The 24,239-nt window shown below is 71.4% G+C and carries 24 protein-coding genes and 1 pseudogene; 10 read left to right on the forward strand and 15 right to left on the reverse strand.

Features of this window, described 5'->3' with window-relative positions:
- Positions 1-29 precede the first annotated feature (29 nt).
- The 5 genes from C7C45_RS09415 to C7C45_RS09435 form a co-directional block, all read right to left on the reverse strand.
- Complete coding sequence (locus tag C7C45_RS09415; protein WP_110563217.1) at positions 30-1,319, reverse strand: hypothetical protein; 1,290 nt, start codon at positions 1,317-1,319, stop codon at positions 30-32.
- An 85-nt stretch (positions 1,320-1,404) separates the two neighbouring features.
- Positions 1,405-1,743: a YrdB family protein gene (locus C7C45_RS09420; protein WP_167454685.1), complete on the reverse strand. Its 339-nt coding sequence runs from the start codon at positions 1,741-1,743 to the stop codon at positions 1,405-1,407.
- Positions 1,740-2,339 carry a TetR/AcrR family transcriptional regulator gene (locus C7C45_RS09425; protein WP_110563219.1) on the reverse strand — a complete coding sequence of 200 codons (600 nt, stop codon included), beginning with the start codon at positions 2,337-2,339 and terminating at the stop codon, positions 1,740-1,742. Before C7C45_RS09425 ends, C7C45_RS09420 begins: the two co-directional genes overlap by 4 nt.
- The gene (locus tag C7C45_RS09430) at positions 2,332-3,132 is read right to left on the reverse strand and encodes an alpha/beta fold hydrolase (RefSeq protein ID WP_110563220.1); all 801 of its coding nucleotides are present in this window, start codon (positions 3,130-3,132) and stop codon (positions 2,332-2,334) included. The genes C7C45_RS09425 and C7C45_RS09430 overlap by 8 nt, the downstream gene beginning before the upstream one ends.
- 106 nt (positions 3,133-3,238) lie before the next feature.
- Positions 3,239-4,159: a proline dehydrogenase family protein gene (locus tag C7C45_RS09435; protein ID WP_110563221.1), complete on the reverse strand. Its 921-nt coding sequence runs from the start codon at positions 4,157-4,159 to the stop codon at positions 3,239-3,241.
- Positions 4,160-4,331: 172 nt separating this feature from the next.
- Here C7C45_RS09435 and C7C45_RS09440 point away from each other — a divergent pair, with 172 nt between their 5' ends.
- Positions 4,332-4,919 carry a CGNR zinc finger domain-containing protein gene (locus C7C45_RS09440; protein ID WP_110563222.1) on the forward strand — a complete coding sequence of 196 codons (588 nt, stop codon included), beginning with the start codon at positions 4,332-4,334 and terminating at the stop codon, positions 4,917-4,919.
- 33 nt (positions 4,920-4,952) lie between these two features.
- Here C7C45_RS09440 and C7C45_RS09445 read toward each other — a convergent pair whose 3' ends face one another.
- Positions 4,953-5,759, reverse strand: a complete 807-nt coding sequence (locus C7C45_RS09445; protein ID WP_110563223.1) for a sugar phosphate isomerase/epimerase family protein — start codon at positions 5,757-5,759, stop codon at positions 4,953-4,955.
- Between the two features lie 75 nt (positions 5,760-5,834).
- Positions 5,835-6,779 carry a Ppx/GppA phosphatase family protein gene (locus C7C45_RS09450; RefSeq protein ID WP_110563224.1) on the reverse strand — a complete coding sequence of 315 codons (945 nt, stop codon included), beginning with the start codon at positions 6,777-6,779 and terminating at the stop codon, positions 5,835-5,837.
- Between the two features lie 80 nt (positions 6,780-6,859).
- Between C7C45_RS09450 and C7C45_RS09455 the strand changes: the two genes are divergently transcribed.
- On the forward strand, positions 6,860-7,657 hold the full coding sequence (locus C7C45_RS09455; protein WP_110563301.1) for a DUF3109 family protein: 798 nt from the start codon (positions 6,860-6,862) through the stop codon (positions 7,655-7,657).
- A 7-nt stretch (positions 7,658-7,664) separates the two neighbouring features.
- Here C7C45_RS09455 and C7C45_RS09460 read toward each other — a convergent pair whose 3' ends face one another.
- Positions 7,665-8,243, reverse strand: a complete 579-nt coding sequence (locus C7C45_RS09460; protein ID WP_110563225.1) for a TetR/AcrR family transcriptional regulator — start codon at positions 8,241-8,243, stop codon at positions 7,665-7,667.
- Positions 8,244-8,865: 622 nt separating this feature from the next.
- On the opposite strand from C7C45_RS09460, the gene C7C45_RS09465 reads away from it, so the two are divergent.
- On the forward strand, positions 8,866-9,519 hold the full coding sequence (locus C7C45_RS09465; protein ID WP_110563226.1) for an NADPH-dependent F420 reductase: 654 nt from the start codon (positions 8,866-8,868) through the stop codon (positions 9,517-9,519).
- Positions 9,520-9,580: 61 nt separating this feature from the next.
- Here C7C45_RS09465 and C7C45_RS09470 read toward each other — a convergent pair whose 3' ends face one another.
- The gene (locus tag C7C45_RS09470; RefSeq protein WP_110563227.1) at positions 9,581-10,264 is read right to left on the reverse strand and encodes a response regulator transcription factor; all 684 of its coding nucleotides are present in this window, start codon (positions 10,262-10,264) and stop codon (positions 9,581-9,583) included.
- 24 nt (positions 10,265-10,288) lie between these two features.
- Positions 10,289-11,572, reverse strand: coding sequence for a sensor histidine kinase (locus C7C45_RS09475; RefSeq protein ID WP_110563228.1), 1,284 nt, complete (start codon positions 11,570-11,572; stop codon positions 10,289-10,291).
- A 205-nt stretch (positions 11,573-11,777) separates the two neighbouring features.
- On the opposite strand from C7C45_RS09475, the gene phoU reads away from it, so the two are divergent.
- Positions 11,778-12,431, forward strand: a complete 654-nt coding sequence (gene phoU / locus C7C45_RS09480) for a phosphate signaling complex protein PhoU (RefSeq protein ID WP_110563302.1) — start codon at positions 11,778-11,780, stop codon at positions 12,429-12,431.
- A gap of 64 nt (positions 12,432-12,495) precedes the next feature.
- Here phoU and C7C45_RS09485 read toward each other — a convergent pair whose 3' ends face one another.
- Entirely contained in the window at positions 12,496-13,263 is a 768-nt protein-coding gene (locus C7C45_RS09485) for a phosphoglyceromutase (RefSeq protein WP_110563229.1), read from the reverse strand.
- Positions 13,264-13,416: 153 nt separating this feature from the next.
- Here C7C45_RS09485 and C7C45_RS09490 point away from each other — a divergent pair, with 153 nt between their 5' ends.
- The gene (locus tag C7C45_RS09490) at positions 13,417-14,700 is read left to right on the forward strand and encodes an MDR family MFS transporter (RefSeq protein ID WP_110563230.1); all 1,284 of its coding nucleotides are present in this window, start codon (positions 13,417-13,419) and stop codon (positions 14,698-14,700) included.
- 98 nt (positions 14,701-14,798) lie between these two features.
- Positions 14,799-16,097 (forward strand): MDR family MFS transporter, encoded by a 1,299-nt coding sequence (locus tag C7C45_RS09495; RefSeq protein WP_110563231.1) that lies wholly within the window; start codon positions 14,799-14,801, stop codon positions 16,095-16,097.
- A 393-nt stretch (positions 16,098-16,490) separates the two neighbouring features.
- Here the strand turns inward: C7C45_RS09495 and C7C45_RS35815 are convergent, their stop codons facing one another.
- The 3 genes from C7C45_RS35815 to mshA form a co-directional block, all read right to left on the reverse strand.
- Positions 16,491-17,108: a hypothetical protein gene (locus tag C7C45_RS35815; RefSeq protein WP_425271125.1), complete on the reverse strand. Its 618-nt coding sequence runs from the start codon at positions 17,106-17,108 to the stop codon at positions 16,491-16,493.
- 895 nt (positions 17,109-18,003) lie between these two features.
- A complete protein-coding gene (locus C7C45_RS09505; RefSeq protein ID WP_110563303.1) occupies positions 18,004-18,519 on the reverse strand; it encodes a type III secretion system chaperone family protein in 516 nt (171 codons plus the stop codon).
- Between the two features lie 202 nt (positions 18,520-18,721).
- A complete protein-coding gene (mshA, locus tag C7C45_RS09510) occupies positions 18,722-20,086 on the reverse strand; it encodes a D-inositol-3-phosphate glycosyltransferase (protein ID WP_110563233.1) in 1,365 nt (454 codons plus the stop codon).
- Between the two features lie 205 nt (positions 20,087-20,291).
- Between mshA and C7C45_RS09515 the strand changes: the two genes are divergently transcribed.
- Positions 20,292-21,053 (forward strand): SDR family oxidoreductase, encoded by a 762-nt coding sequence (locus C7C45_RS09515; protein WP_110563234.1) that lies wholly within the window; start codon positions 20,292-20,294, stop codon positions 21,051-21,053.
- A gap of 61 nt (positions 21,054-21,114) precedes the next feature.
- Entirely contained in the window at positions 21,115-21,915 is an 801-nt protein-coding gene (locus C7C45_RS09520; protein ID WP_110563235.1) for a class I SAM-dependent methyltransferase, read from the forward strand.
- Positions 21,916-21,999: 84 nt separating this feature from the next.
- Here C7C45_RS09520 and C7C45_RS09525 read toward each other — a convergent pair whose 3' ends face one another.
- Positions 22,000-23,082 (reverse strand): UDP-N-acetylmuramate dehydrogenase, encoded by a 1,083-nt coding sequence (locus tag C7C45_RS09525; protein ID WP_208641110.1) that lies wholly within the window; start codon positions 23,080-23,082, stop codon positions 22,000-22,002.
- A 69-nt stretch (positions 23,083-23,151) separates the two neighbouring features.
- Between C7C45_RS09525 and C7C45_RS09530 the strand changes: the two genes are divergently transcribed.
- Complete coding sequence (locus tag C7C45_RS09530) at positions 23,152-23,910, forward strand: maleylpyruvate isomerase family mycothiol-dependent enzyme (RefSeq protein ID WP_110563237.1); 759 nt, start codon at positions 23,152-23,154, stop codon at positions 23,908-23,910.
- Between the two features lie 165 nt (positions 23,911-24,075).
- Positions 24,076-24,225 (forward strand): annotated as a pseudogene (locus C7C45_RS09535) (family 1 glycosylhydrolase); the annotation flags it as partial.
- Positions 24,226-24,239 lie beyond the last annotated feature (14 nt).

A 24,239-nucleotide genomic window follows, 5' to 3' on the forward strand; every position in this document is an offset into this window, starting at 1 on the left:
GGCTCACCGCCGCACCGCCCAGGAGTCCGTCAGGCGGTGGCGGCGCGGACGTACGCGACGCACTCGTCGTGCAGCGTCGACCACTGCTCGCCGAACGCCTCCTCGGCGGCCACGTCGAGGGTCTTGCGCTCGTGCACCACGGCCTTGAAGAAGGCGAGCAGCCGCTGTGGCCCGTACCGGTCGACGAGGTGCCGGACAGCCAGGTAGCCGACGCCGTAGCTGCCGCTGACCTGCTCGGCGGAGGCGTCGTCGGCGGGGTTGATGCCCGCCAACTTGCCGTCCCAGTTGCCCCGGACCAGTTTCCGCACCTCGGCGAGCCCCTCGTACCGGTCGACCGCCTGACCGCCGGCGCCGGCGAACTCGGCCAGCCCTTCCACCAGCCACCAGGTGGTCTTGCCCGGGTAGCCGCGCTCGGGCAGTGCGGCCGCGTGGGTCAACTCGTGTCGGAGCAGGTCATCGGTGCCGCTGCTGGTCAGCCCGTCGGCGTTGAGCACCACCTCGTGGTGACCGCCGCCGACGGTCACCGCGTAACCGCCGGTCCATTCCGGTCGCTCGCCGCCGTACCAGCGTTGCCACTCGGTGCGGCCGGCGTAGAAGATCCGGTAGCGATCCGGCGGCGAGCCGGCGACCACGTACCCGTCGGCGACCTTCGCCGCCGCTTCGGCCTGGGCGAGCAGGCCGGGCAGCTTGCCGCGCAGCGCCGGGGTGGTGGCGACGATGGTCCGCGCGCCGATCGCGACGGCCAGGTCGCTGATCTCCCACGGCCGGGTGCCGGTCTCCACCGACTTGGACTCTTCCATCGCGACCAGGCGGGGCTGCTCGCCGTTCTCCCGCCAGCGCGTGCCGATCAGCACCGGGCTGGGCCGGCAGTTCGGTGCGACGAAGCAGTACTGGAAGCGCACGAGCAGTCGCCACTCACCCGGCTTGCCGACGAGCGGCGCGGGCAGACCGCTCGGCTCCGCCCGCCAGACGGTGACCTTGAGCGCGCGCAGCGCGGCGAAGCGGCGGCGCAGGTCGGCCTGAGCGGCGGGCTCCGCGATGGCGAGGAAGCCGGCGCGGTCGCCGCCGAGCAGTGCCGTGCCCTGGCGGTCGAGCTGCGCGGTCATCCGGTCGGCCAGCCGTCGGGCCGCTGCGGTGGCCGGGTCGTCGGTCGTCGAGGCGCCGACCCGGCTGATCGTCGACCGGGCACCGCTCTCCCGGACCACACCGACGACGAGCAACGCCGGCAGGCCGCAGCCCAGCAGCAGGACGACCACCACGAGCACCGTCCACAGCGGCCAGAGCCGCCGTGGTTCGGGCTGCTGCACCCCGTCAGTCACCCGGCGAAGGGTACGACCTGCCGGCCGATCGGGCGAGGCCGGCATGACCCCGACCCACTCCGCGGACCACGGTCAGGGATGCCACTCAGGCCTGGCGGCCGGCGCGACGGAGCAGGATGGTGACGACCGCCCAGACGATGACCAGGGCGAGGCCGAGCCACGGCTGCCCGAGCAGGGCGAGCATCCCGCCGCCCAGCACGAACCAGCCGGCCTGGAAGGCGTGCTTGGCCGGTGGGCGCAGCGGGACCCGGGCACGAGGTGAGCCGAGGACGCCCCAGAGCCCGGCGAGCAGCAGCGGCACACCTACGGCGGCGAGCAGTCGGACGGCGGTGGGCACGTCCAGGGACCAGCCCCACCGAGCGCCGACGGCCAGGACGGCCAACTCCAGCAGGAAGACCAGGAGCAGCCCGAACGCCCGGATCACTGCTGGTCCGCCTGGTCGACGGTGCCGCGAGGGCGGGGCCAGGAGCGGAACGCGACGTCCATGCCAGCGACGAGCTGGTGGTACGAGCGGTCGACGTCGCGGGGCAGGCCGAAGCCGCCGGCGGCCTCGAGGGAGACGAAACCGTGCAACGCGCTGCGGAGGGCCCGGGTCGCGTCCACCGCGTCGTCGTCGGTGAGCCCGTACCCGCGCAGCACCGCAAAGATGGCACCGACCGCGCGCTCGCCCGCCGCGACGTGCTCCGGGTCGGCCGGATCGGGCACCCGCTGGGTGGCCGGGTAGCGACCGGGATGCCGGTGGGCGTAGCCACGGTAGGCGTCGGCCATCGCCCGGAGCGCGTCGCCGCCGGCCCGGCCGACGGCGGCGGTGGTCATCTCCGTGGCCAGCTCGGCGGTGGCCAGAGCGGAGAGCTTCTGGTCCAGCGCGTCCGCTCCTCGCACGTGCTTGTAGAGGCTGGGCAGCGCGACGCCGAGTCGGCTGGCGAGCGCGGCGAGGGTGAGCTGCCGGTAGCCGACCTCGTCGGCCAGCCGGGCCGCCTCCCGCACGACGGTCTGCTGGTTGAGGCCGACCCTAGGCACCGGCGCACACCGACAGAAAGCCGAGCAGTTCGTCGGCGGTGCGCTGCGGCCGGTCGGCGTGTGGGTAGTGGCCGGACTCCTCGATCATCCGCGCTTCGGCGGTGCGGAAGAGCCGGCGGGCGGCCCGCGCCTCGGCGCCCGGGTCGGGAAAATCCGGGTCCTTGACGCCCATCAGCACCAGCACCGGTTGCCGGACCTGCGGGGCGCGGGCGGTCCAGTGTGGCTCGACCGGTGCGATCACGCCACGGACCGCGGCCATCCGGCCGGGCTCGCGCAGGTTGGTCACCATCGACTGGCGGTAGGCCGCGTCGTCGGCGGCCCGGTGCACCGGGAAGAGCGTGTTGTGGAACATCCCGAAGAGTCGGGGGCTGCGCAGCACGGACCACATCGCCATCCGCAGCAGAGGGTTGAGCTTCGGCTGACCGACGAACGCGCCGATCTGCACGATGCCGGTGACCAGCTCGGGCGCGTCGGTGGCGGCGAAGACCACCGCCGCCGCGGCGGACGAGCTGCCGACCAGCACGGCCGGCCCGGCGTCGAGGTCGCGGACCACGGCCAGCAGGTCGGCGCCGACCTCCGCCGGGGCGTACGTCGACCATCCGACGCTGGACTCGCCGTGCCCCCGAACGTCGACCGAGGCGACCCGGTGGCCGGCGGCCACCAGCAGGGGCACGAGGTGCCGGAAGCTCGCCCTGTTCTCACCCATGCCGTGGGCGAGGACGACCAACGGCCCCTCGCCCTGCACCTCGTACGCGATGTGTCCGCCGTCCCGCCGCACCTGGCTAGCTGTCATAGCTTTAAAGCTAGCCATATTAGCCAACGTTGGCAAGTCGGGTACGCGAAACGGGCCGGCGGTGACCCGAGGGGTCGCCGCCGGCCCGTCGACCGAACCGGAGCGGTTACTTCTTGGAGATCAGGGCGCGGCCGAAGAACACCAGGTTGGCCGGGCGCTCGGCGAGACGACGCATCAGGTAGCCGTACCACTCGTCGCCGTACGGGACGTAGGTGCGGACGGTGTAACCCTCGCCGGCCAGGCGGGCCTGCTCCTCGGGGCGGATGCCGTAGAGCATCTGGAACTCGAAACGCTCCGGGCCCCGGTCGAACCAGCGGGCCCGGTCCTCGCCGATGGCGATCATCCGAGGGTCGTGGGTCGCCAGCATCGGGTAGCCGTCGCCGGACATCAGGATGTTCATGCAGCGCACGTAGGACTTGTCCACCTCGCGGGCCGACTGGTACGCCACCGACTCCGGCTCCTTGTAGGCCCCCTTGCACAGCCGCACCCGCGACCCCGCCGAGGAGAGCTCCCGGCAGTCCGACTCGGTCCGGCGCAGATACGCCTGGAGCACCGCGCCGGTCGACGGGAAGTCCTTGCGCAGCCGGCCCAGCACCTCCAGCGTCGAGTCGGTGGTGGTGTGGTCCTCCATGTCCAGAGTGACCGTGGTGCCCGCCGCATCGGCCGCCACACAGATCGCCCGCGCGTTGTCGTACGCCAACTGCTCGTCGAACATCTGACCGAGAGCGGAGAGCTTCACGCTCACCTCGGCGGCCGGGGTGAGCCCCGCACCACCGAGCATCTTCAACAACTTCAGGTATTCGTCGCGCGTGGCGGTGGCCTGCTCGGGAGTGACGGTGTCCTCACCCAGATGGTCGAGGGTGACCGCGAGACCGTCGTCGACGAGCCCGCGGGTCGCGCGCAACGCGTCGTCGGTGGCGGCGCCGGCGACGAACCGGCGAACGACGTCCCGGGTGTACGGGGCAGTCGCGACGAGCCGCTCGACCTGGGATGACCGGGAGGCGGCGAGGATGACGGAACGGAGCATGAGCCGAGCGTAACGCCCCTGCCAGGGCCTCCGCCGAGGGGCGGCCGGGGCACCCCGGACCCCGGGGCGGGGGTGCGGGAGAGCGCCAGCCTGAGCAGCGACGGATACGCGCGCTTCCTACCGCACTACATCGACGCGGCGCGCACCCCATGAGTCGTCTACCGTTGGGGGCGTGAACTTCGACGCGTACGCCCGGACCGGCGTTGACCTGGTCAACGCCCGCCTGGACGACCTCGACGACCTGCGTGCCCTCTTCCCCGACGACAACGCCTGGATGCGCGACGAAGTCGCCGACCGGGACGTCGCGATCTTCCGACGGGCGCAGAAGCGGTTGCGGGACGTCTTCGAGTACGGCACCTCGGGTCGTGACGCTCAGGCGGTCACCGAGCTGAACGCGCTACTCGAGGCGTTCCCGGTGCAGCCGCGCATCTCCGGGCACGACTCCAGCGACTGGCACATGCACGTGACCAGCCGGGGCGCCTCGGTCAGTGCGGAATACCTGGCCGGCGCGGTCTGGGGGCTGTCGGTCTGGCTCTGCGAGTACGGCAGCGCACGGTTCGGGGTCTGCGCCGACGAGCGGTGCGGCAACGTCTACCTGGACACGTCGTCCAACTGCTGCCGGCGGTTCTGCTCGGAGCGCTGCGCCACCCGCTCGCACGTGGCCGCGCACCGGGCCCGCAAACGGGCGGCGGTCGGCGAGCAGGTGACGGTCGCCGCGCAGCCGACCGCGAGCGTCGACTCACTCTCGCCGGTCAGCTGACACCGCCCCGCCCTGTCGCGGGGGCGGGGCAGGTCAGACGTCGACCGGGGACGGCGCGGTCAGGTGCTGACGGGCGAACTCCAGTGCGGCGCGCAGGTCCGCCTCGCGCACCGCGCGGCTCTTCGCGCCCCGGGTCGCGACCTCCACCGCCACCGCCCCGGTGAAGCCGCGCCCGGCCAGCGAGGAGAGCAGCTCACCGCAGGGTTGCGTGCCGCGGCCGGGCACCAGGTGCTCGTCGCGGCCCTCACCGGTGCCGTCGCCGAGGTGCACGTGGGCCAGCCCGGCACCCATCCGGTCGGCCATCGCGAGCGGGTCGCTGTGCGAGGCCGCGCAGTGCGACAGGTCCAGGGTGTACGACGGGTAGCCGGAGTCGGTGGGATCCCAACCCGGCACGTACGGGACGAACCGCCGACCGGCCATCCGCACCGGGTACATGTTCTCCACCGCGAACCGCAGCCCGGTGAATCGCGCCTCGACCGTGGCCAGCCCCTCGGCGAAGTTGCGCGCGTAGTCCCGTTGCCAGGTGAACGGCGGGTGCACCACGACGGTCGGCGCCTCCAGCGTCTCGGCCAGCTCGGCGGCCCTGCGCAGCCGCTCCCACGGGTCCGGGCTCCACACCCGCTGGGTGACCAGCAGGCAGGGTGCGTGCACCGAGAGCACCGGCACGCCGTAGTGCGTGGAGAGGCCGCGCAGCGCGCCCGCGTCCTGGCTGACCACGTCGGTCCAGACCATCACCTCGACGCCGTCGTAGCCGAGTGCCGCAGCCAGTTGGAACGCCGCCGCGGTCGGCTCGGGAAAGACCGACGAGCTGGACAGGAGCACGGGAACGCGGGAAGTCACATCAGTCAGCGTAGCCCGGCAGCGCCGGGGGCATCGTGACGAGCGCCGGCAAATCAGCCGAAACCGCCTGCCCGGTCAGATCGGTTCAAGTTGATCGAGTCGGCGCAGAATGACGCCTTCCCGCAGCGCCCACGGGCAGATGTCCAGCGAGTCCAGATCCAGGCGGCGCATCACCGCCTCGGCGACCACCGCGCCGGCCAGCAGCTGGTGGGCCCGGGCCGAGCTGACCCCCTCCAACTCCATCAACTGGGCCGGTGGGATGTGTCGGATGAAGCCGATGACCTGCCGCAGACCGGGGCGGGTCAGTTTCCGCCGCGCCCAGAGCCCGGCACCGGACGGTGCCGCCCCGGCCAGCCGGGCCAGGGTGCGGAACGTCTTCGAGGTGGCCACCGCGCGACCCCAACCCACCTCGGTCATCTGGTCGACCACCTTGTCCAGCCGACCCTCCACGTACTCCCGCAGCTTGTCGACGGCCTCGGCGGACGGCGGCGCCACGCTGCCCGGGTCGACCCGCAGCCGCTCCCGGGTCAACCGCCCAGCGCCGAGCGGCAGCGAGATCGCGGCGTCCGGGTCCTCGTCGATGCCGGCGGCGATCTCCAGTGAGCCGCCGCCGATGTCGAGCACCAGCAGCCGCCCCGCCGACCAGCCGAACCAACGCCGTACGGCCAGGAACGTCAGCCGCGCCTCGTCGGCGCCGGAGAGCACCGCCAGGCGTACGCCGGTCTCGTCGCGGACCCGGGCCAGCACCTCGGCCGCGTTGGTGGCGTCGCGCACCGCGGACGTGGCGAACGCGATCAGGTCGTCGGCCTCCAGCCCGGTGGCGGCCACCTTGGCCATGCTCACCGCCTTGACCAGGCTGTCCGCGCCGGCTTCGGTCAGCGCACCGTCGGGGCCGATCTGCTCGGCCAGCCGGAGCACCACCTTCTCGGAGTGCGCCGGCCACGGGTGCGCGCCGTGGTGCGCGTCCACCACAAGGAGGTGCACCGTGTTGGAACCGACGTCGAGGACACCCAGTCGCATGGTGAAGACCCTAGGTGCAACATGTTTGCGCGGCTCGCCGGCCCGCGGTCGTCACCGCGCGTACGCTGGTCCGGGTGACGATGGAGCTCCGTGTGCTGGTGGACGACCCGGGCGACCCGCGTAGTCGCGAGGTGCCGTTGGACTTCCCCCGGGAGTGGATCGAGTTCACCGACCCGGCTGACGAGGCGCACCTGATCCGCGCCGACCTGACCTGGCTGCTTTCCCGCTGGACCTGCATCTTCGGCAAGGGCTGCCACGGCATCATCGCCGGGCGGGCCGCTGACGGTTGCTGTTCGCACGGTGCGTTCTTCACCGACTCGGACGACGAGAAGCGGGTCCGCAACGCCGTCAAGCGGCTCAACCCGTCGACCTGGCAGCACTTCCAGCGCGGGTTCAAGAACTGGACCGACGAGGACACCATCGACGGCAAGAACCCGGCCCGCCGCACCGCCACCCAGGGCGCCGACGGTCCGTGTGTGTTCCTCAACGACGCCGACTTCGTCGGCGGCGGGGGCTGCGCGCTGCACGCCCAGGCGTTGCGCGACGGGGTGCACCCGTTGGAATACAAGCCGGACGTCTGCTGGCAGTTGCCGATCCGCCGAGATCAGGACTGGGTCAAGCGGCCGGACAACTCCAAGGTGCTGGTCTCCACGCTGTCCGAGTTCGATCGGCGCGGCTGGGGAGCCGGCGGGCACGACCTGGACTGGTGGTGCACCTCCTCGACGGACGCGCACGTCGGCACCGAACCGATGTACCTGTCGTACGCCCCGGAGCTGACCGCGCTGATCGGCGCTGCCGCGTACGAGCGGCTGGCCGAGTTGTGCGCGGCGCGAACGAAGCAGGGCATGGTCGCCCCGCACCCCGCCGACGAGTCCTGAGCGCCGCTCAGCTCAGGGCTTCGTCGACCAGGGTGCGGGCGCTGCGCCGGGCCGCCTCGGCGATCGCCGGGTCTCCGTCCAGCACACCGCTGGCGAGCCCGCCGTCCAGCAGCAGGGTGAGTTGCCGGGCGAGCAGTTCCGGGTCGGCGGCGCCGGCCTGCCGGGCCAGCTCAGTCACCCAGGCCCGTACCACGGTCTTGTGCTCGACCGTCCGGGCGTGCACCGGGCCACCGGCGGACGATTCGGCGGCGGTGTTGATGAACGCGCAGCCGTGGTAACCCTCCCGGCGGCAGGCGCCGGCCAGAGCGTCGAACATCCCGACCAGCTGGTCGCGCGGCTCGTCGCCGGCATCCCGGGCCGCGGCGCGCAACGCGCCGAACCACGCCTGGTCGACCCGATCGAGGTACGCCAGCACGAGATCGTCCTTGCGCGGAAAGTGCTTGTAGAGCGTCGCCTTGGCCACGCCCGACTCGGCGATCACCGTGTCCACCCCCACGCCGCGCGGCCCGTGCGCGTAGAAGAGCCGGAACGCGGTGTCCAGGATCCGGTCTCGGGCCGAGCCGGCCGGAGTGCGGGGCGCGGGCATCGGTACTCCCTCGATCTGCTGGTGGCGGAACAGATCCTACAGACAGGTCCGTCTACATCCGCTTACTGCGGACCTCCACTGCCAGCCTCCGGTCAACCGCCCACCGTCCAGCGCCACCGACCCACCCTGGGCAGCCCCTGTAGAGCTGCCCCAGAAATGGGGCGATCCTCCGGACGGAGCGAGACGAGTCCGAGCAGGAGAAGCCGAATCCGAGCAGGAGGAGGCGAGTCCGAGCATCAGGAGGCAAGTCCGAGCAGGCGGCACGCGGGCGCCCAGCAGACGGCACCCGCCCCGCAGCAGACGGCACGCGGGCACCCAGCAGACGGCACCCGCCCCGCAGCAGACGGCACGCGGGCACCCAGCAGCCGGCACGCGAGCAGCCAGCAGCCCTTCCGAGGGCCGCGTCGGTTGAGCCGCCCCATATTTGGGGCAGCTCTACAGGCGCAGGAAGACCACCCACCCGCCCGCCCGCCCGCCGGGCAAGCCCCAGCCGGTGACATCGGGCGCGCACGACACCTCTTCAAGGCCATCGATTTCAAGGCCGCCACTAGACAGACCTGTCTGTTAGTCTGCTCGCAATCGGCACGAGCCCACTCGATGTCCCGACGGAGGATCGATCGACATGCGTATCGCAGTTCTCGGCACCGGCTCGGTCGGTCGAGCCATCGCCGCCCGTGCGGCGGAGTTGGGTCACCAGGTGAGCATCGGCACCCGCGACGTCGCGGCCACGCGGGCCGGCGAGTACGCCGCCTGGGCGGCGCAGCACCCCGAGGTCGGCCTGGCAACCCTCGCCGAAGCCGCCAGCGCCGCCGAGCTGGTGGTGAACGCCACCAACGGCAACGGCTCGCTACCCGCGCTGACCTCGGCCGGCGCACCGAACCTGGCCGGCAAGGTTCTGCTCGACATCGCCAACCCGCTCGACTTCGGTGCGGGCTTTCCGCCCACCCTGTCGGTGCACAACACCGACTCCCTCGCCGAACGCATCCAGCGCGAGTTTCCGCGGACCTTGGTGGTCAAGTCACTCAACACGCTCACCGCCGAGCTGATGGTGCATCCGCGTCAGCTCGCCGGCGGTGAGCACAGCGTCTTCGTCTCCGGTGACGACGCGGAGGCCAAGCGGATCGTCACCGGACTGCTCATCAGCTTCGGGCACACCGACGTGATCGACCTCGGTGACCTCTCCACCGCACGGGGCACCGAGATGCTGCTGCCACTCTGGCTACGGCTCTACGGCCGGCTCGACACCGCCATCTTCAACATCAAGGTCGTCCGCTGACCAAGCGCGAACAGCCCGAAGGGGGCCTGCGCCGAACGCAGACCCCCTTCGGGTACGCCGATCACGGCTCGAACTTGTAGCCCAGGCCCCGGACGGTGACGATGAAGCGCGGCGCGGACGGCTCCGGCTCGATCTTGGAACGCAGCCGCTTGACGTGCACGTCCAACGTCTTGGTGTCACCGACATAGTCGGCGCCCCAGACCCGGTCGATGAGCTGGCCACGGGTGAGCACCCGGCCAGCGTTGCGCAGGAGCAGTTCCAGCAGCTCGAATTCCTTCAGCGGCAACTGCACGGCCCCGCCATCGACGGTCACCACGTGCCGTTCGATGTCCATCCGCACCGGCCCGGCGGCCAACGTCGGAGCACCCGTTTCGGCCACCTCCGGGCTCTGCCGGCGCAGCACCGCCCGGATCCGGGCAACCAGTTCCCGCGGCGAGTACGGCTTGGTGACGTAGTCGTCGGCGCCGATCTCCAGCCCGACCACCTTGTCGATCTCGCTGTCCCGGGCGGTGACCATGATGATCGGCACGGCCGACCGCTGTCGCAGTTGCCGGCAGACCTCGGTCCCCGACATCTCTGGCAGCATCAGGTCGAGCAGCACGATGTCGGCGCCGGTCCGGTCGAACTCGGTGAGGGCGTCGGTGCCGGTCGCAGCGACCGAAACCTCGAAGCCCTCCTTACGGAGCATGTACGACAAGGCGTCGGAGAACGACTCCTCGTCCTCGACCACCAGAACGCGGCTCAACGGGGACTTCCTTTCCATTTGCTGTCAGACCTGCCGTAGCCCAGCCGGACCGGACTCGATCCCAACCGGCGGCAGTGTCGCCAGCAGGTCATCCGGGGGGCTGGCAGGCAGCCGGAGGGTGAACGTCGATCCACCACCAAGAGTGCTCGACACCTCGACCCGTCCGCCATGGTTGCTCGCGATGTGTTTCACGATCGCCAGGCCGAGCCCGGTGCCGCCGGTGGCACGCGAACGGGCCTGGTCTGCCCGGTAGAACCGCTCGAAGATGCGGTCCACGTCGGTAGGGGCAATGCCGATGCCCTGGTCAGCGACCGCGATCTCGACGTGCTCGTCGTCACCGCGGAGCGTGACCCGCACAACGGTGTCCTCGCCCGAGTAGTTGATGGCGTTTTCCACGAGATTCGCCACCGCCGTGGCGAGTTGGGAGTCGCTGCCGTACACGGTGAGGCCACGCTCACCGTCGACGCTCACCTCGACACCGCGGGCGGAAGCCGTGGTGCGGGTCCGGTCGACCACCTCGGCGATCACCCAGTCCAGCGCGACCGGCTCGGGTGGCGGCTGCGGTTCGGCGCCCTGCAACCGGGTCAGCTCCAGCAACTCCTGCACCAGCCGGCCCAGCCGGGTCGACTCGTGCTGGATCCGTTCGGCGAACCGGCGGGCGGCCACCAGGTCCTCGGAGAGGTCGGGTGCCGCGGCGTCGGCCGGCTCGGTCGCGTCCAGCAATGCCTCGGCGAGCAGTTGCAGCGCCCCGATCGGGGTCTTCAGCTCGTGGCTCACGTTGGCCACGAAGTCACGTCGTACGCGGGTCAGACGGTGTGACTCGGTCACGTCGACCGCCTCCACCGCGATGAAGCCATTGCCGAGGCCCATGGCCCGCAGGTGCACGCCGAGCGGGTTCTCCCCCGCGCTGTCGCGACCTCGGGGCAGATCCAGTTCGATCTCGCGCCGCACACCGGTGCGTCGTACCTGGCCGGCAAGGGTGCGGATCAGCGGGTGCGCGGCGATCGAGCCGGGGAGACTGCCGGTACGCAGAAGCCCCATCGCACGCGCGGCCGGGTTGATCAGCACGGGCAGGTCGTCGTTGTCCAGTACCACGACACCGGCCCGGAGCGAGTCGATCGTCCGGCGGCCGAGCCCGGCCTGCTGCTCGTCGGCGATCGCGGGCCTCCCCCTGCTCCAGCGGGAGCTCGCGCTCCCCGTCGACGTGGAGCGACCGTCCCGCGCTCGCAGGAACCGGGGCAGCACGAAACCGGCGGCCAGCCCGGCCACCAACGCCACGGCCACCACGACCGCCACTGCCCACTCCACCCGGCGATCGTAGGGTCATTGTTAACCTGGCTACCACACAGACCGGGACGAACCACCCTCACTTTCAGAATTGTTCACCCCCGCGCCTGGCGTCGTTCACCGTGGTTCATCCGGGGTCCGTCCGCGCCCCCTACCGTTGGCGTCGCACCTGCTCAACCCCCCTGCGCCGGCACCCGTCGGCGGCGACCGACCACAGGACGTGATGATGCGCGACGAGTTCCGGGCCGACCTCCAGATCGTCAGCCAACTGCTGGTGGACATGGCGGAGGGCGTCCGCGCCGCCATGCGCCAGGCCACCCGGGCCCTGCTCACCGCCGACCGGCAGGCCGCCGAGACGGTCATCGAGCGGGACGCCGAGATCGACGACCTCTACCGGCACGTCGAGGAGCGGGTCTGTGACCTGCTCGCCCGACAGGCGCCCGTCGCCTCCGACCTCCGAGCAATGATCACCGCGCTGCACGTGGCCGCTGATCTGGAGCGGATGGGCGACCTCGCCGATCACGTGGCGAAGACCGCGCTGCGCCGGCACCCCTCCCCCGCCGTCCCCGCCGAGCTGCGGACGGTCTTCACCGAGATGTCCGAGATCGCCGACCGGATGGCCGTGAAGATCGGCTCCGTGCTGGCGAAGCCCGACGCCGACCTTGCCGGCGAGCTGGACCGGGACGACGACGCCATGGACGAGCTGCACAAGAACCTGTTCGCAGTGCTGCTCGGCGACGACTGGCCGTACGGGGTGGAGACCGCGATCGACGCCACCCTGCTGGGCCGCTTCTACGAGCGCTTCGCCGACCACGCGGTCAACGCCGGCGAGCACGTGATCTTCCTGATCACCGGGGAGAACACGCCCAGCGGCAACTGACCCAGTGCGAAGAAGGGGCCCCTCGTCATCGCTCACGCGCTGACGGGGGGCCCCTTTCAGCAGCTCAGCGGCCCTGGTTCGCCACCGCGGCGGCGGCTTCCTTCGCGGCGGTCGGGTCGAGGTACGTGCCACCCAGGGTGAGCGGGCGCAACTGCGGGTCGAGGTCGTAGCGCAGCGGAATGCCCGTCGGGATGTTCAGCTTGGCGATCGCCTCGTCGGAGATCTGGTCGAGGTGCTTGACCAGGGCGCGCAGCGAGTTGCCGTGCGCGGCCACCAGCACCGTCCGGCCGGCCAGGATGTCCGGCACGATCGAGTCGTACCAGTAGGGCAGCATCCGCTCGACGACGTCCTTGAGGCATTCGGTACGCGGCATCAGCTCGGTCGGCAGCAGCGCGTAGCGGGGGTCGCCGACCTGCGACCACTCGTCGTTGTCGTCGATCGGCGGCGGCGGGGTGTCGTACGACCGGCGCCAGAGCATGAACTGCTCCTCGCCGTACTCGTCGAGGGTCTGCTTCTTGTTCTTGCCCTGCAGGGCGCCGTAGTGCCGCTCATTGAGCCGCCACGACCGGCGCACCGCGATCCAGTGCCGGTCGGCGGCGTTCAGCGCCAGCTCGGCGGTGCGGATCGCACGGCGCATCACACTGGTGTGCACGACGTCCGGCAGCAGGCTGTGCTCGCGCAGCAGCTCGCCACCGCGCCGCGCCTCGCCCTCGCCCTTTTCGGTCAGGTCGACGTCCACCCAGCCGGTGAAGAGGTTCTTGGCATTCCAGTCGCTCTCACCGTGCCGCAGCAGGACCAGCGTCCCGACGGTGGGCCCTTCGCTCGCAGTCATGCGGATCATCCTGCCTCAACCGCCCCTGGGACACGCGGGCGGCCGTCGTGACGACCACCACGTGAAAATGCGGGTGACCAGCGGATCCGCCCCCGGCTAGGGTTGTAAGGCACGACAGTCATATCAGTCATTACTTTCAAGCGGGGCGCCAGAATGCGGACGATGCGGAGTTGGTTCCGGGACACCACCGGCGGCCTGCCGACCACCTTCTGGTACCTGTGGTCGGGCACCCTGATCAACAGGCTCGGCTCGTTCGTCCTCGTCTTCCTCGCCATCTACCTGACCCAGGAGCGCGGCTTCTCGGCCTCCCAGGCCGGCCTGGTGATCGGCCTGTGGGGCGTCGGTGGGGCGTTCGGCACCACCGCCGGCGGCACCCTCGCGGACCGGTGGGGTCGCCGACCGACGCTGCTCACCGCACACGTGGGCGCGGCCGCCATGATGCTCGCGCTCGGGCTGGCCCGGGACCTCTGGGCGGTGGCGCTGGGCGCCCTGCTGCTCGGCATGTTCGCCGAGGCGGCCCGGCCCGCGTTCGGGGCGATGATGATCGACGTGGTGCCGGCGAAGGACCGGCTGCGCGCCTTCTCGCTCAACTACTGGGCAATCAACCTGGGCTTCGCCTGTGCCGCCGTCCTCGCCGGCCTCGCCGCACAGGCCGACTACCTGCTGCTGTTCGTGGTCGACGCCGGCACCATGCTGGTAACCGCGCTGATCATCTTCACCCGAGTACCGGAGACCCGGCAGGCCGGTCCTGCCAGCACCGCCGCGGCGAGTGCCCCACGCGGTGCCCTGCGCACGATCCTCACCGACCGCGTCTACCTCGGCTTCGTGGCCCTCAACCTGTTCTCCGCGCTGGTCTTCCTCCAGCACATCTCGATGCTGCCGATCGCCATGGGCGACGACGGCCTGAGCCCAGCCACCTACGGCACGGTCATCGCGCTCAACGGCATCCTCATCGTGGTCGGCCAACTCTTCGTGCCCCGACTGATCAGGGGTCGGAGCCGCTCACACGTGCTCGCGCTGGCGGCCGTGGTGATGGGTGTCGGGTTCGGGCTGACCGCGTTCGCCGGCACCGCCTGGTTCTACGGGCTGACCGTGCTGATCTGGACCGTCGGCGAGATGCTGAACTCGCCGTCCAACTCCACGCTGATCGCCGAACTCTCCCCGGCCGAGTTGCGCGGTCGCTACCAGGGCGTGTTCTCCCTCTCCTGGCAGATCGCCGGAGCCAGCGCACCGATCCTCGGCGGCGTGATCCGCGAACACGCCGGCAACGACACACTCTGGTACGGCTGCGCCGCGCTCGGCGTCCTGACCGCGGTGGCCCACCTGGTGTCGGGGCCGGCCCGGGAGCGGCGTGCCGTCGCGCTGCGCCGCTCCGGCGAAGCGCTGACACCGGTCAGCGCCAACCGGGGGCCCCAGCCCGCCGAGGCGGCCGCCTGACGACAGGCCCGAAGATCAGGAACCGACTGGCGCAGCGGGGCCCCGACTTCCTACCGTGCAGAGGAAACGGTTAGGAAACCGAACTGTCGGGAGGTCGGGTGCACGCCCTGCGGCGCTGGTGGCACGACACCGCCGGCGGTCTCCCCGCCACCTTCTGGTACCTCTGGGCCGGCCTGCTGATCAACCGGGCCGGCGCGTTCGCCATGCTGTTCCTCTCGCTGTACCTCACCGACGTACGCGGAGCAAGCGTTGGGCTGGCCGGCACGGTGGTCGGCGCGTACGGAGCCGGCGGGGCAGCCGGTGTGCTGCTCGGCGGGGTGCTGGCCGACCGCTGGGGCCGCCGGGCAACCCTCCTCGCCGCGCACCTGGTCACGGCCGGCCTGATGGTGACGCTCGCCTTCAGCCGGCCGCTGCTCCTGATCGCGGTGCTCTCCGCGCTGATCGGCGTGGTCCACTCGATGCCCAGCCCGGCCTTCGTCGCGGCGATCGTCGACGTGGTGCCCGCCGAACGACGCTCACGCGCGTTCAACCTCCAGTTCTGGGCGTTCAACCTGGGGATGGCGGTCGCCTCGCTGCTGGCCGGGGTGCTAGCCGAGGCGAGCTTCACCGCGCTGTTCCTGGTCGACGCCGGCGCCACACTGACCGCCGCCGCCGTGATCGGCTGGAAGGTGCCGGAGACCCTACGCGCGGCCACGCCGACCATCGAGCTTCAGCCGGCGGCACACTCGGTGCCGGAGCCCACCCGTCCCCGCCGACCGGGGCTGCACACCGCGCTCACCGACCGCACCTTCCTGGTCTTCGTCGGGCTCACCTTCGTGCTGGCCGTGCTCACCATGCAGACCTCGACGATCATGCCGCTGGCGATGAGCGCGGACGGGCTGGGCCCATCGGCGTACGGGTCGGTGGTGGCGCTCGGCGGCGCACTGATCGTTGTCGGGCAACTGTTCGTGCCCCGGCTGATCGACCGGCACCGCAAGGACGTCGTGCTGGCCGCCTCCACCGCGCTGCTCGCGATCGGCTTCGGCGTACTCGCCGTCGCCGACGAGTTGGCCGTCTACCTCGGCGCGGCAGCCGTCTGGACGGTCGGCTCGATGCTCGCCGCCCCGCCGAACGCGCAGATCAACGCCGATCTGGCACCGCCCCAGCTACGCGCGCGGTACCAGTCGGTCTTCTACCTGACGTTCCCGGCTGCGGCGTTCGTCGCCCCCACCCTCGGCGGGGTGAGCCTGCAACACCTCGGCGACCGGCACTGGCTGATCGTGGGTGGGCTGGGCCTGGTGGCCGCGATCGGGCATCTGCTCGCCGGACCACCCCGGGAGCGACACGTGGCCGCGCTCCGCCGGGCCGACGAGCAGAAACCGACAACCCGCGCCGAGGACCGTGCGCCAATCACATAAAGGCGCTCTGCTCGACATTTTCAGCAATGTTTTACGCAAAGCGCCCACCACGTCCCTAAGGTCGTGGTGGGCGCTCGCCGGTGGGGCCGGCGGCGGCGGGCAACACTCACCCCCGTAAGCATCGCCCGCTCAGCCGCCGGTCCAAACAGGTGGGTACCGTCCCCCAACGGTAAATCCACCCGTCCCCTCGCGCCTCGCCTGGTGCGCGGATCTGATCGATCCGCCGCTCCCCCGAACGTTTCCAAGCGCGGCGCGGTGCAATAAAGCTAGTTCGCCCGGATTCTGGATTCAACCCAGAACGCTGTCTCGCCGGTCACAACTGGCGAGTATCCGCTACTCCGGCCTCGCTGTTTGGCAACAGCCGCGTACCCGTCGTCCATTCCCGCAAACACCTCAACCGTCTTCCCGATCGGGTGACTCGGTCCGGAAGAAGTTGCTCTGCCGGCCATCACGCAGCTGTTCCTGATAAATCAGGTTCAGCCGGCGCAGGTCAAAGGTGTAAAACCAGTCATCCCAGGTGATCTCGCGAATTCGGCTGCTTTCCCGATATCCGGGAATGTTGAAGGTCAGAACCCCCGCCCGGCCGTCCCGCTCGGTGCCGGCGATGGTCGCCGGCTTCGCCCCACGCTCCCGGGCCCAACGCTGAATCACCTCATGATTCGCCGTAATCAGGCTCCGCCCCGGACGCTCCGGCCGATCCGACACCGACGAGATCACCTGCGAGCTGCGGACCGACCGTCCGGTTCCCCGTCCAGTCCGGATCCCAACAGCACCCGCGCCACTGCCGGCCGACGGTGGTGCCGTGCGCTTGGCGGGCACCGCACGCTTCGCCGCGGTGCGTTTGGCGGGCGCCGCACGCTTCGCCGCTGGGCGCGCGGGTGCCTTCTTGGCCGGAGCCTTCCGCGCAGGTCCGGTACGGGCGGTCGTCGACTTGGCCGCCGCCGTCGTCCTGCGCGCGGCGGTCGACCTGGTCGCGGGCGCCGTCTTGCGCGCCGCCGTCGACTTCCGCACGGCTGTCGCCTTCTTCGCCGCAGCCGTCTTCTTCGCCGCGGTCGCTCTCGTCGCCGCTGTCGTCTTCTTTGCCGCTGTCGTCTTCTTGGCGGCGGTCGTTCTCTTGGCTGCGGTCGTCTTCTTAGCTGCGGTCGTCTTCTTGGCGGCGGCCCGCTTCGCGGGGGCGCTCTTGTTCGCCGGTGCGACCTTCGCGCGGCTCGGTGCCGCCCTCGACGCCGACTTCTTCGTCGCGGAGGCCCGGCCGGCCGATGCCCTGGTGCCGGTGGCCCGACCAGCCGGTCCGGTGCTGCGCCGGCCCGCGCCACCGGCATCGGAACGTAGCGAGCGCACCAACTGTTTCACCAGGTCGGGCTTGCGCAGCGCGGAGATCCCGGAGACCCCGCGTTTACGCAACTGCCCGCGGATGTCGTCCACCCGCATCCGGGAAATCTCCGACTCGGAGATCCCGGGGGTACCCGGCGTCTGGTTGCCAGCCTGTCGTTTGGTCCTGGTCGCAGTCCCGCCGCGACCTGAGCTGTTCCGCTGAGCCATGGGACGCTCACGCTCCTCGACACTCCGTCCTCGGCGCGCGGGGGTCCCTTGCCGCACCGCGCGGTGCGGCATACCCGTCAGGAGCAGTCCGAACCACCGTCAGCTCGCCATGATCGTGCTGGATCAAGGATCCAGTGGCATCCCCGCGTCGCCGAGGCCACTACTTCCAGGTTCGAGCGCGATCTTTGCGTCGGGGCGCGAGGCGCGCGAGGCGCGAGGCACGCGAGGCGCGAGGCACGCGAGGCGCGAGGCACGCGAGGCGCGAGGCACGCGAGGCGCGAGGCACGCGAGGCGCGGGGAGCGAGGCGCGCGGGGAGCAAGGCGCGCGGGGAGCAAGGCGCGCGGGGACGGGCGCAGCCGGGGGTCAGGCTGGGTCGGGGCCGGGGCCGGAGGGCTCGAAGAGATGGGTGAACGCGGCCAGGTTGGCGGTCGACTCGCCACGCTTGACCCGCCACTCGTACTCGCGTCGGATCGAACTGCCGAAGCCGATCTCCAGCATCGTGTCGAACGACTCGTCGGCGTACGTGAGGACGGCACCGAGCAGGCGGTCCAACTCGTCGGCGTCCACGCCGGCCGGGTTGACGCGCCCGGTCAGGTACACGTCGCCGACCGCGTCGGTGGAGAAGGAGACGCCGTACATGCGGGCGTTGCGCTGCAACAGCCAGGCCCACAACTCCTCACGGCGCTCGTCCGGTTGGCGCATCACGAACGCCTCGACCCGCAGCGCGTGGTCGCCGACGATCAGGTTGCAGACCGTCTTGAGCTTGTGGGTGCCCGGCAGGGTCACCGCGTACGAGTTGGGGCCTGTCGCCTCCCAGGCCAGGTCCCGCTCGGCACAGACCGACTCGATCAGGGTGGCAAGATCGCTCTTCGGGCTCACCGGGCCCACTCTACGACCGACCCGGCCGGCGCACCGGTCGGCGACCGACGCCACCGGCCACCAGGTCACTAAGCCACCGGCCGCCAAGCCACCAGGCCACCGGCCACCGGCCACCGGCCACCGGCCACCGGGGACCGGCCACCGGGGACCAGGCCACCACGCCACCGGACGCTGCCGGCGACCGGGCGGCCGACGCCCCTGGTTACCAGGAGCAGGAGAGGGCAGGATCACCCGCGAGGTCGGCGGCGAGCCGGGCGCGGTGCGCGGCGATCGCTTCGCCGTAGACGCCGAGCAGACCGGCGACCGTACGGTCCCAGGAGAAGTGCTGGGCGTGCTGCTCGGCGCCCCGGGCGAGTACCGCCCGGAAGGCCTCGTCCGGCAGCAGCCGGCCCAGTGCCCTGGCCCAGTCGACCGGGTCGTGCCCGTCGATCAGTACGCCGCTCACGTGATCCCGCACGGCGGTGACCAGCCCTCCGACGGCGGCGGCCAGTACGGGCGTACCGCAGGCCTGTGCCTCCAGGGCGACCAGCCCGAACGATTCGTTGTGTGACGGCACCGCGACCAGATCGGCCGCTCGGTACAGGGCGGGCAGGTCGTCCCCGGTGACCGGTGCCAGGAACCGCACCCCGTCGCTGACCCCGAGCCTGGCGGCCAGCTCGATCAGCGCGGTCGGCCGGTCCAGCCCACTGCCGCTGGGGCCGCCGCAGATCACCACGGTCACCTGGGCGGCCAGCGCCGGGTCGCGCTCCCGCAGGGCGGCAACGGCGCGGATCAGCACGTCGGGAGCTTTGAGCGGTTGGATCCGGCCGACGAAGGCGACGACGTACCCGTCGGTCGGCAGCCCCAGCCGGAGGCGAGCCTCGCGGGTCGCCGCGGACCGGTCTCCCGGTGCGGGCCGGAACCGACGCAGGTCGACGCCCGGTTGCACCACGGAGACCCGGGCCGGGTCGGCGTCGTACCGATCGAGGAGGTCGCTGGCTTCGACCCGGGTGTTGGCGACCAGCCGGTCCGCCTCGGCGACCACCTGCTCCTCGCCGATCACCCGGGCCTTGGGCTCCGGCCGGTCGCCGGCGGCGAGCTGGGCGTTCTTGACCTTTGCCAGGGTGTGCGCGGTGTGCACCAGCGGCACCCCCCAACGCTCCTTGGCCAGCCAACCGACCTGGCCGGAGAGCCAGTAGTGGGAGTGGATCAGGTCGTAGTGCCCGGGCGGGCGGGACGCCTCGGCGCGCAGCACCCCGGCGGTGAAGGCGCACAGCTGGCCGGGCAGCTCTTCCTTGGTGAGACCCTCCAGCGGGCCGGAGGTGATGTGCCGGACCTGCACGCCGGGTGCCATTTCGACGACCGGGGGCAGGTCGCCGGAGGTGGCTCGGGTGAAGATCTCCACCTCGACGTTGGCCTCGGCGAGTCGCCGGGCGACCTCGAGGATGTAGACGTTCATGCCGCCGGCGTCGCCCGTTCCGGGCTGGTGCAGGGGCGAGGTGTGCACCGACAGGGTGGCGATGCGGCGAGGCCGGGGCCACGGTCGGGCACCTCGCTGACGCCCGACACCGGTGTGCATTTCCGCCACGTCCGCTCCTTTGTCACGGTTAATGCCGTCTCGCACGACCGGCGCTTCTCGGTCAACCTCCACGCCGGATGTCATCTTCCCCATCGGGCTTCGGAAATTCTCCGGCGCGGCCCCCAGGGGTGACGGACCTCATCACCGCATGCCCGTCGATGGCGGCCCGACGCCCGGTCGGACCGGGTTGCGTGGTCGGGGGGAGAATGTCGGGATGACCCCTGTCGCCATCGTCACCGGAGCGTCCAGCGGGATCGGCGCGGCCACCGCCCGCCGACTCGCCGCCGAGGGCTTCCACGTGCTCGCCGCCGCCCGCCGCGCCGAGCGGCTCGCTGACCTGGTCGCCGAAATCACCGCCGCTGGCGGGCAGGCCACTGCGGTGACCTGCGACATCACGTCGGACGAATCGGTAGCCGGGTTGGCCGAGGCCGCCGCCCAGGCTCCCGGGCCGGTCACCCTGCTGGTCAACAACGCTGGCGGAGCGCGTGGGCTGGACCCGGTGGAGTCCGGCTCGGTCGCCGACTGGCAGTGGATGTACGACGTCAACGTGCTCGGCACACTGCGGGTCACCCAGGCGCTGCTGCCGGCCCTGGAGGCGTCCGGCTCCGGCACGATCGTGGTGGTCTCCTCCACCGCCGGCCTGACCGTCTACGAGGGCGGGGGCGGCTACACCGCGGCAAAGCACGCACAGACCGCCATCGCCGGGACGCTCCGCCTGGAGCTGTGCGGCCGGCCCCTGCGGGTGATCGAGATCGACCCGGGCATGGTGAAGACCGACGAGTTCGGGCTGGTCCGTTTCGAGGGTGACGCGGAACGGGCAGCCGCTGTCTACGCCGGAGTGCCGGGGCCGCTGGTAGCCGAGGACGTAGCCGACTGCATCGCCTGGTGCGCCACCCGCCCCGAGCACGTCAACATCGACCGGCTGGTGGTCCGGCCGCGGGCGCAGGCCGCCCAGCACAAGGTGCACCGGGTCTAGGTCTGCGAGCCCGCAGTCGCGCACGGAGACCGGCAGTCGGTCGTCGACCGGGAGGGGCGGTATGAGCGGCGCGGCACGGCACCGGCCGCTCGGCGTGGTCACGAGGGGCACGACCAACCCGAACCGGCTCCGCCGGGTGGACAACTGGATCGTCGCCACCTGCGCCGACCGGCTGTTGGCCGCGGCCGACCCCCTGGTGGTCGACCTCGGCTACGGCGCCACCCCGGTGACCGCGGTGGAGCTACGCGCCCGGCTGGCGGCGGGGGTACGTCCCGACGTACGGCTGGTCGGGTTGGAGATCGACCCGGCCCGGGTGGCCGCCGCGGCACCGGCCGCCGACCCGCCCGGCCTGACGTTCGCCCGAGGCGGGTTCGAGCTGGCCGGGCTTCGGCCGGTGCTGGTCCGCGCGTTCAACGTGCTTCGACAGTACGACGAGAGGGAGGTGCCCGACGCCTGGCGGACGATGACCGCCGCGCTCGCTCCGGGTGGGGTGCTCGTCGAGGGCACGTGCGACGAGTTGGGCCGGCTCGCCAGTTGGCTGCTGATCGACGCCGACGGCCCTCGAACGCTGACCCTGGCCGCGAAGCTCACCACCCTGGGTAGCCCCGCCGAGTTGGCCGAGCGGCTGCCCAAGGCGCTGATCCATCGCAACGTCCCCGGCGAACCGATCCACGAGCTGATCCGCGCGCTCGACGACGCCTGGCAGGCCTCCGCGCCCTACGCCACCTTCGGCCCCCGGCAACGCTGGCTGAGCGCGGTAACCCGTCTCCGCGAAACCGGCTGGCCCATCCTGGGCGGCCCGAACCGCTGGCGCCAAGGCGAGCTGACTCTCCCCTGGCCAGCCGCGCCGCGCGGCGTCTGAACCCCGCCGACCAAGATCAATGATGGGCGTTTTCGCCCGCTAATTCCTTTTTAATCACCAGCACAACTCCGTGATCGACCAGATCTAGAGGGTGCAGTTGATGAGGACTGGTTCGGGGTGGAGGGTTACGCCGAAGCGGGCGTGCACCGTGTCGCGGATGTCGCGGGCCAGGGCCAGCAGGTCGGCGGTGCGGGCTCTGCCGGTGTGGTTGGTGAGGGCCAGGGTGTGCTTGCTGGAGATGGTCACCCCGCCCGCACCGGCGTGGCCCTTGGTGAAGCCAGCCTTGTCGATCAGCCAGGCCGCGCTCACCTTGACCAGGCCGTCGACCCCCGGCCAGGCGGGCGGATCGCCCAGCTCGGCGGCACGCTCCAGCAGCAGCTCGTACGTCGACTGGTCCAGCACCGGGTTGGTGAAGAAGGAGCCGACCGACCGAGTGTCCGGGTCGCTGGCGTCGAGCACCATGCCCTTGCCCGCGCGCAGCCGCAGCACCGCGGCTCGGGCATCGGCCAGCGGCACCTGGTCGCCCACCTCGACACCGAGCACACGGGCCAGTTCGGCGTAACGCACCGGGCCGGAGATCGGGGACCGGGCGAGCCGGAAGTCGACGGCGAGCACCACCCAACGGTCCCGGTACTTGAAGATGCTGCCCCGGTAGGCGAACCCGCACTCGGCGGCGGGGATGACGTAGCGGGTGCCCTCGGCCCGGTCGTACACCTCGACGCCGCTGATCGTCTCGGCGACCTCCTGGCCGTACGCGCCGACGTTCTGGATCGGGGTGGCGCCGGTCGAGCCGGGGATGCCGGAGAGGCACTCCAGGCCCGCCCAGCCGTTGGCGACCGTGGCGGCGACGAGGTCGTCCCACGGCTCGCCGGCGTCGACCCGTACGGTGACCGACCCGGCGTCCTCGGCGAGGACGCGCAGGCCACGAGAGCGCACCAGGACGACGGTGCCGGGGAAGCCGGAGTCGCCGATCACCACGTTGCTGCCGCCGGCCAGGATCAGTAGGGGCTCCTCCGCGGCCCGAACCGCCCGAACGATCTCGTCAGCGCTGCCGGCGGCCACGATCCGCTCGGCCGACCCACCCATCCGCAGAGTGGTGTAGCTGGCCAGTGGACCAGGGATGGCACGATCGGCTTCGGTTGTCGGCTGGGCGGAGGCGTCTGGCACGCCCTTCACCTTAGGCTGAGTAATAGCCGTGGCACCCACTGGTCGCCCGGCACCCCCGGGAGGATGGCGATGAGCAGACTGCAGGGCAGCAAGGATTTCTGGATCGGGGCGCTCCGGGCGGAGGGTCCGGCTTTCGCGGCGGCGGTGGCCGAGGCGCCGCCGGAGACACCGGTTCTGTCCTGTCCGGGCTGGACGGTCAACGACCTCACACTGCATCTCGCTCGGATCTACCACTGGGTTTCGTCGTTCGCCGGCTCCGGACTGACCACCCGGCCGGAGCGCCAGGACCAGGCCGAGGCGGAAGCGGGGGTGAGCGCGCTGCAGCTGTGGCGCCAGGGGTACGACCAGCTGATGACCGTCTTCGACGGGCTCGATCCGGAGGCATCGGCGTGGAACTGGGCTCCGCAGCCGAAGAAGGCCGGTTTCTGGCCGCGTCGAATGGCGCACGAGACGGCGGTGCACCGCTGGGACGCCCAGCTCGCCATCGCGGCCGGCGAGCCGGTGGAGGCGAAGCTCGCGGCCGACGGGGTGAGCGAGGTGCTGGACACCTTCCTGCCCGCGGGTCGGCGGCGTACGCCGGGCGAGTGGCACGGGGTGGTGCAGCTCACCGCCACCGACGCGGCCCAGGAGTGGTATCTGCGGCTGCGTGGTGAGGGGGTGGCGCTGCTCGACACCGCGACGATCTTCGACCACGACGACCACCACGCCCGGGCACAGGTCAGCGGCACCGCGAGCGACCTGTTGTTGGCGCTCTGGGGTCGAGTGAGCTTCGAGACGCTGGACGTCGCCGGCGATCGCGCTCTGCTGGACGGCCTACGTACCCGCTGATCGGCTCTGGCATGACGAGGGCGCCATCCCGCCGGGGTGGCGTCCTCGATCGCGTCGGGGTTCGCGGCGACAGGCGTTAGAGAGCGCTCTCTTGACACAACGTGGAGTCGCCCACCACCCTGACGGGAGAGCGCTGGACGCACCAGGCCAACCCTGATCACCGAGGCAATCTCCCGGGGCGTGGACCTGGGCGCTCATCTCGTATGGTCAGTCCTGGACAACGTCGAACAGGCGGAGGGTTACCGCAAGCGGTTCGGGATCGCGCACGTCGACTACCTGACCCAGCGGCGCACACCAGGGGCCAGCGCCCGGTAGGACCAGGAAACGGT

It is taken from the genome of Micromonospora arborensis, assembly GCF_003205615.1.
In the GTDB taxonomy this organism is placed as follows: Bacteria; Actinomycetota; Actinomycetes; order Mycobacteriales; family Micromonosporaceae; genus Micromonospora; species Micromonospora arborensis.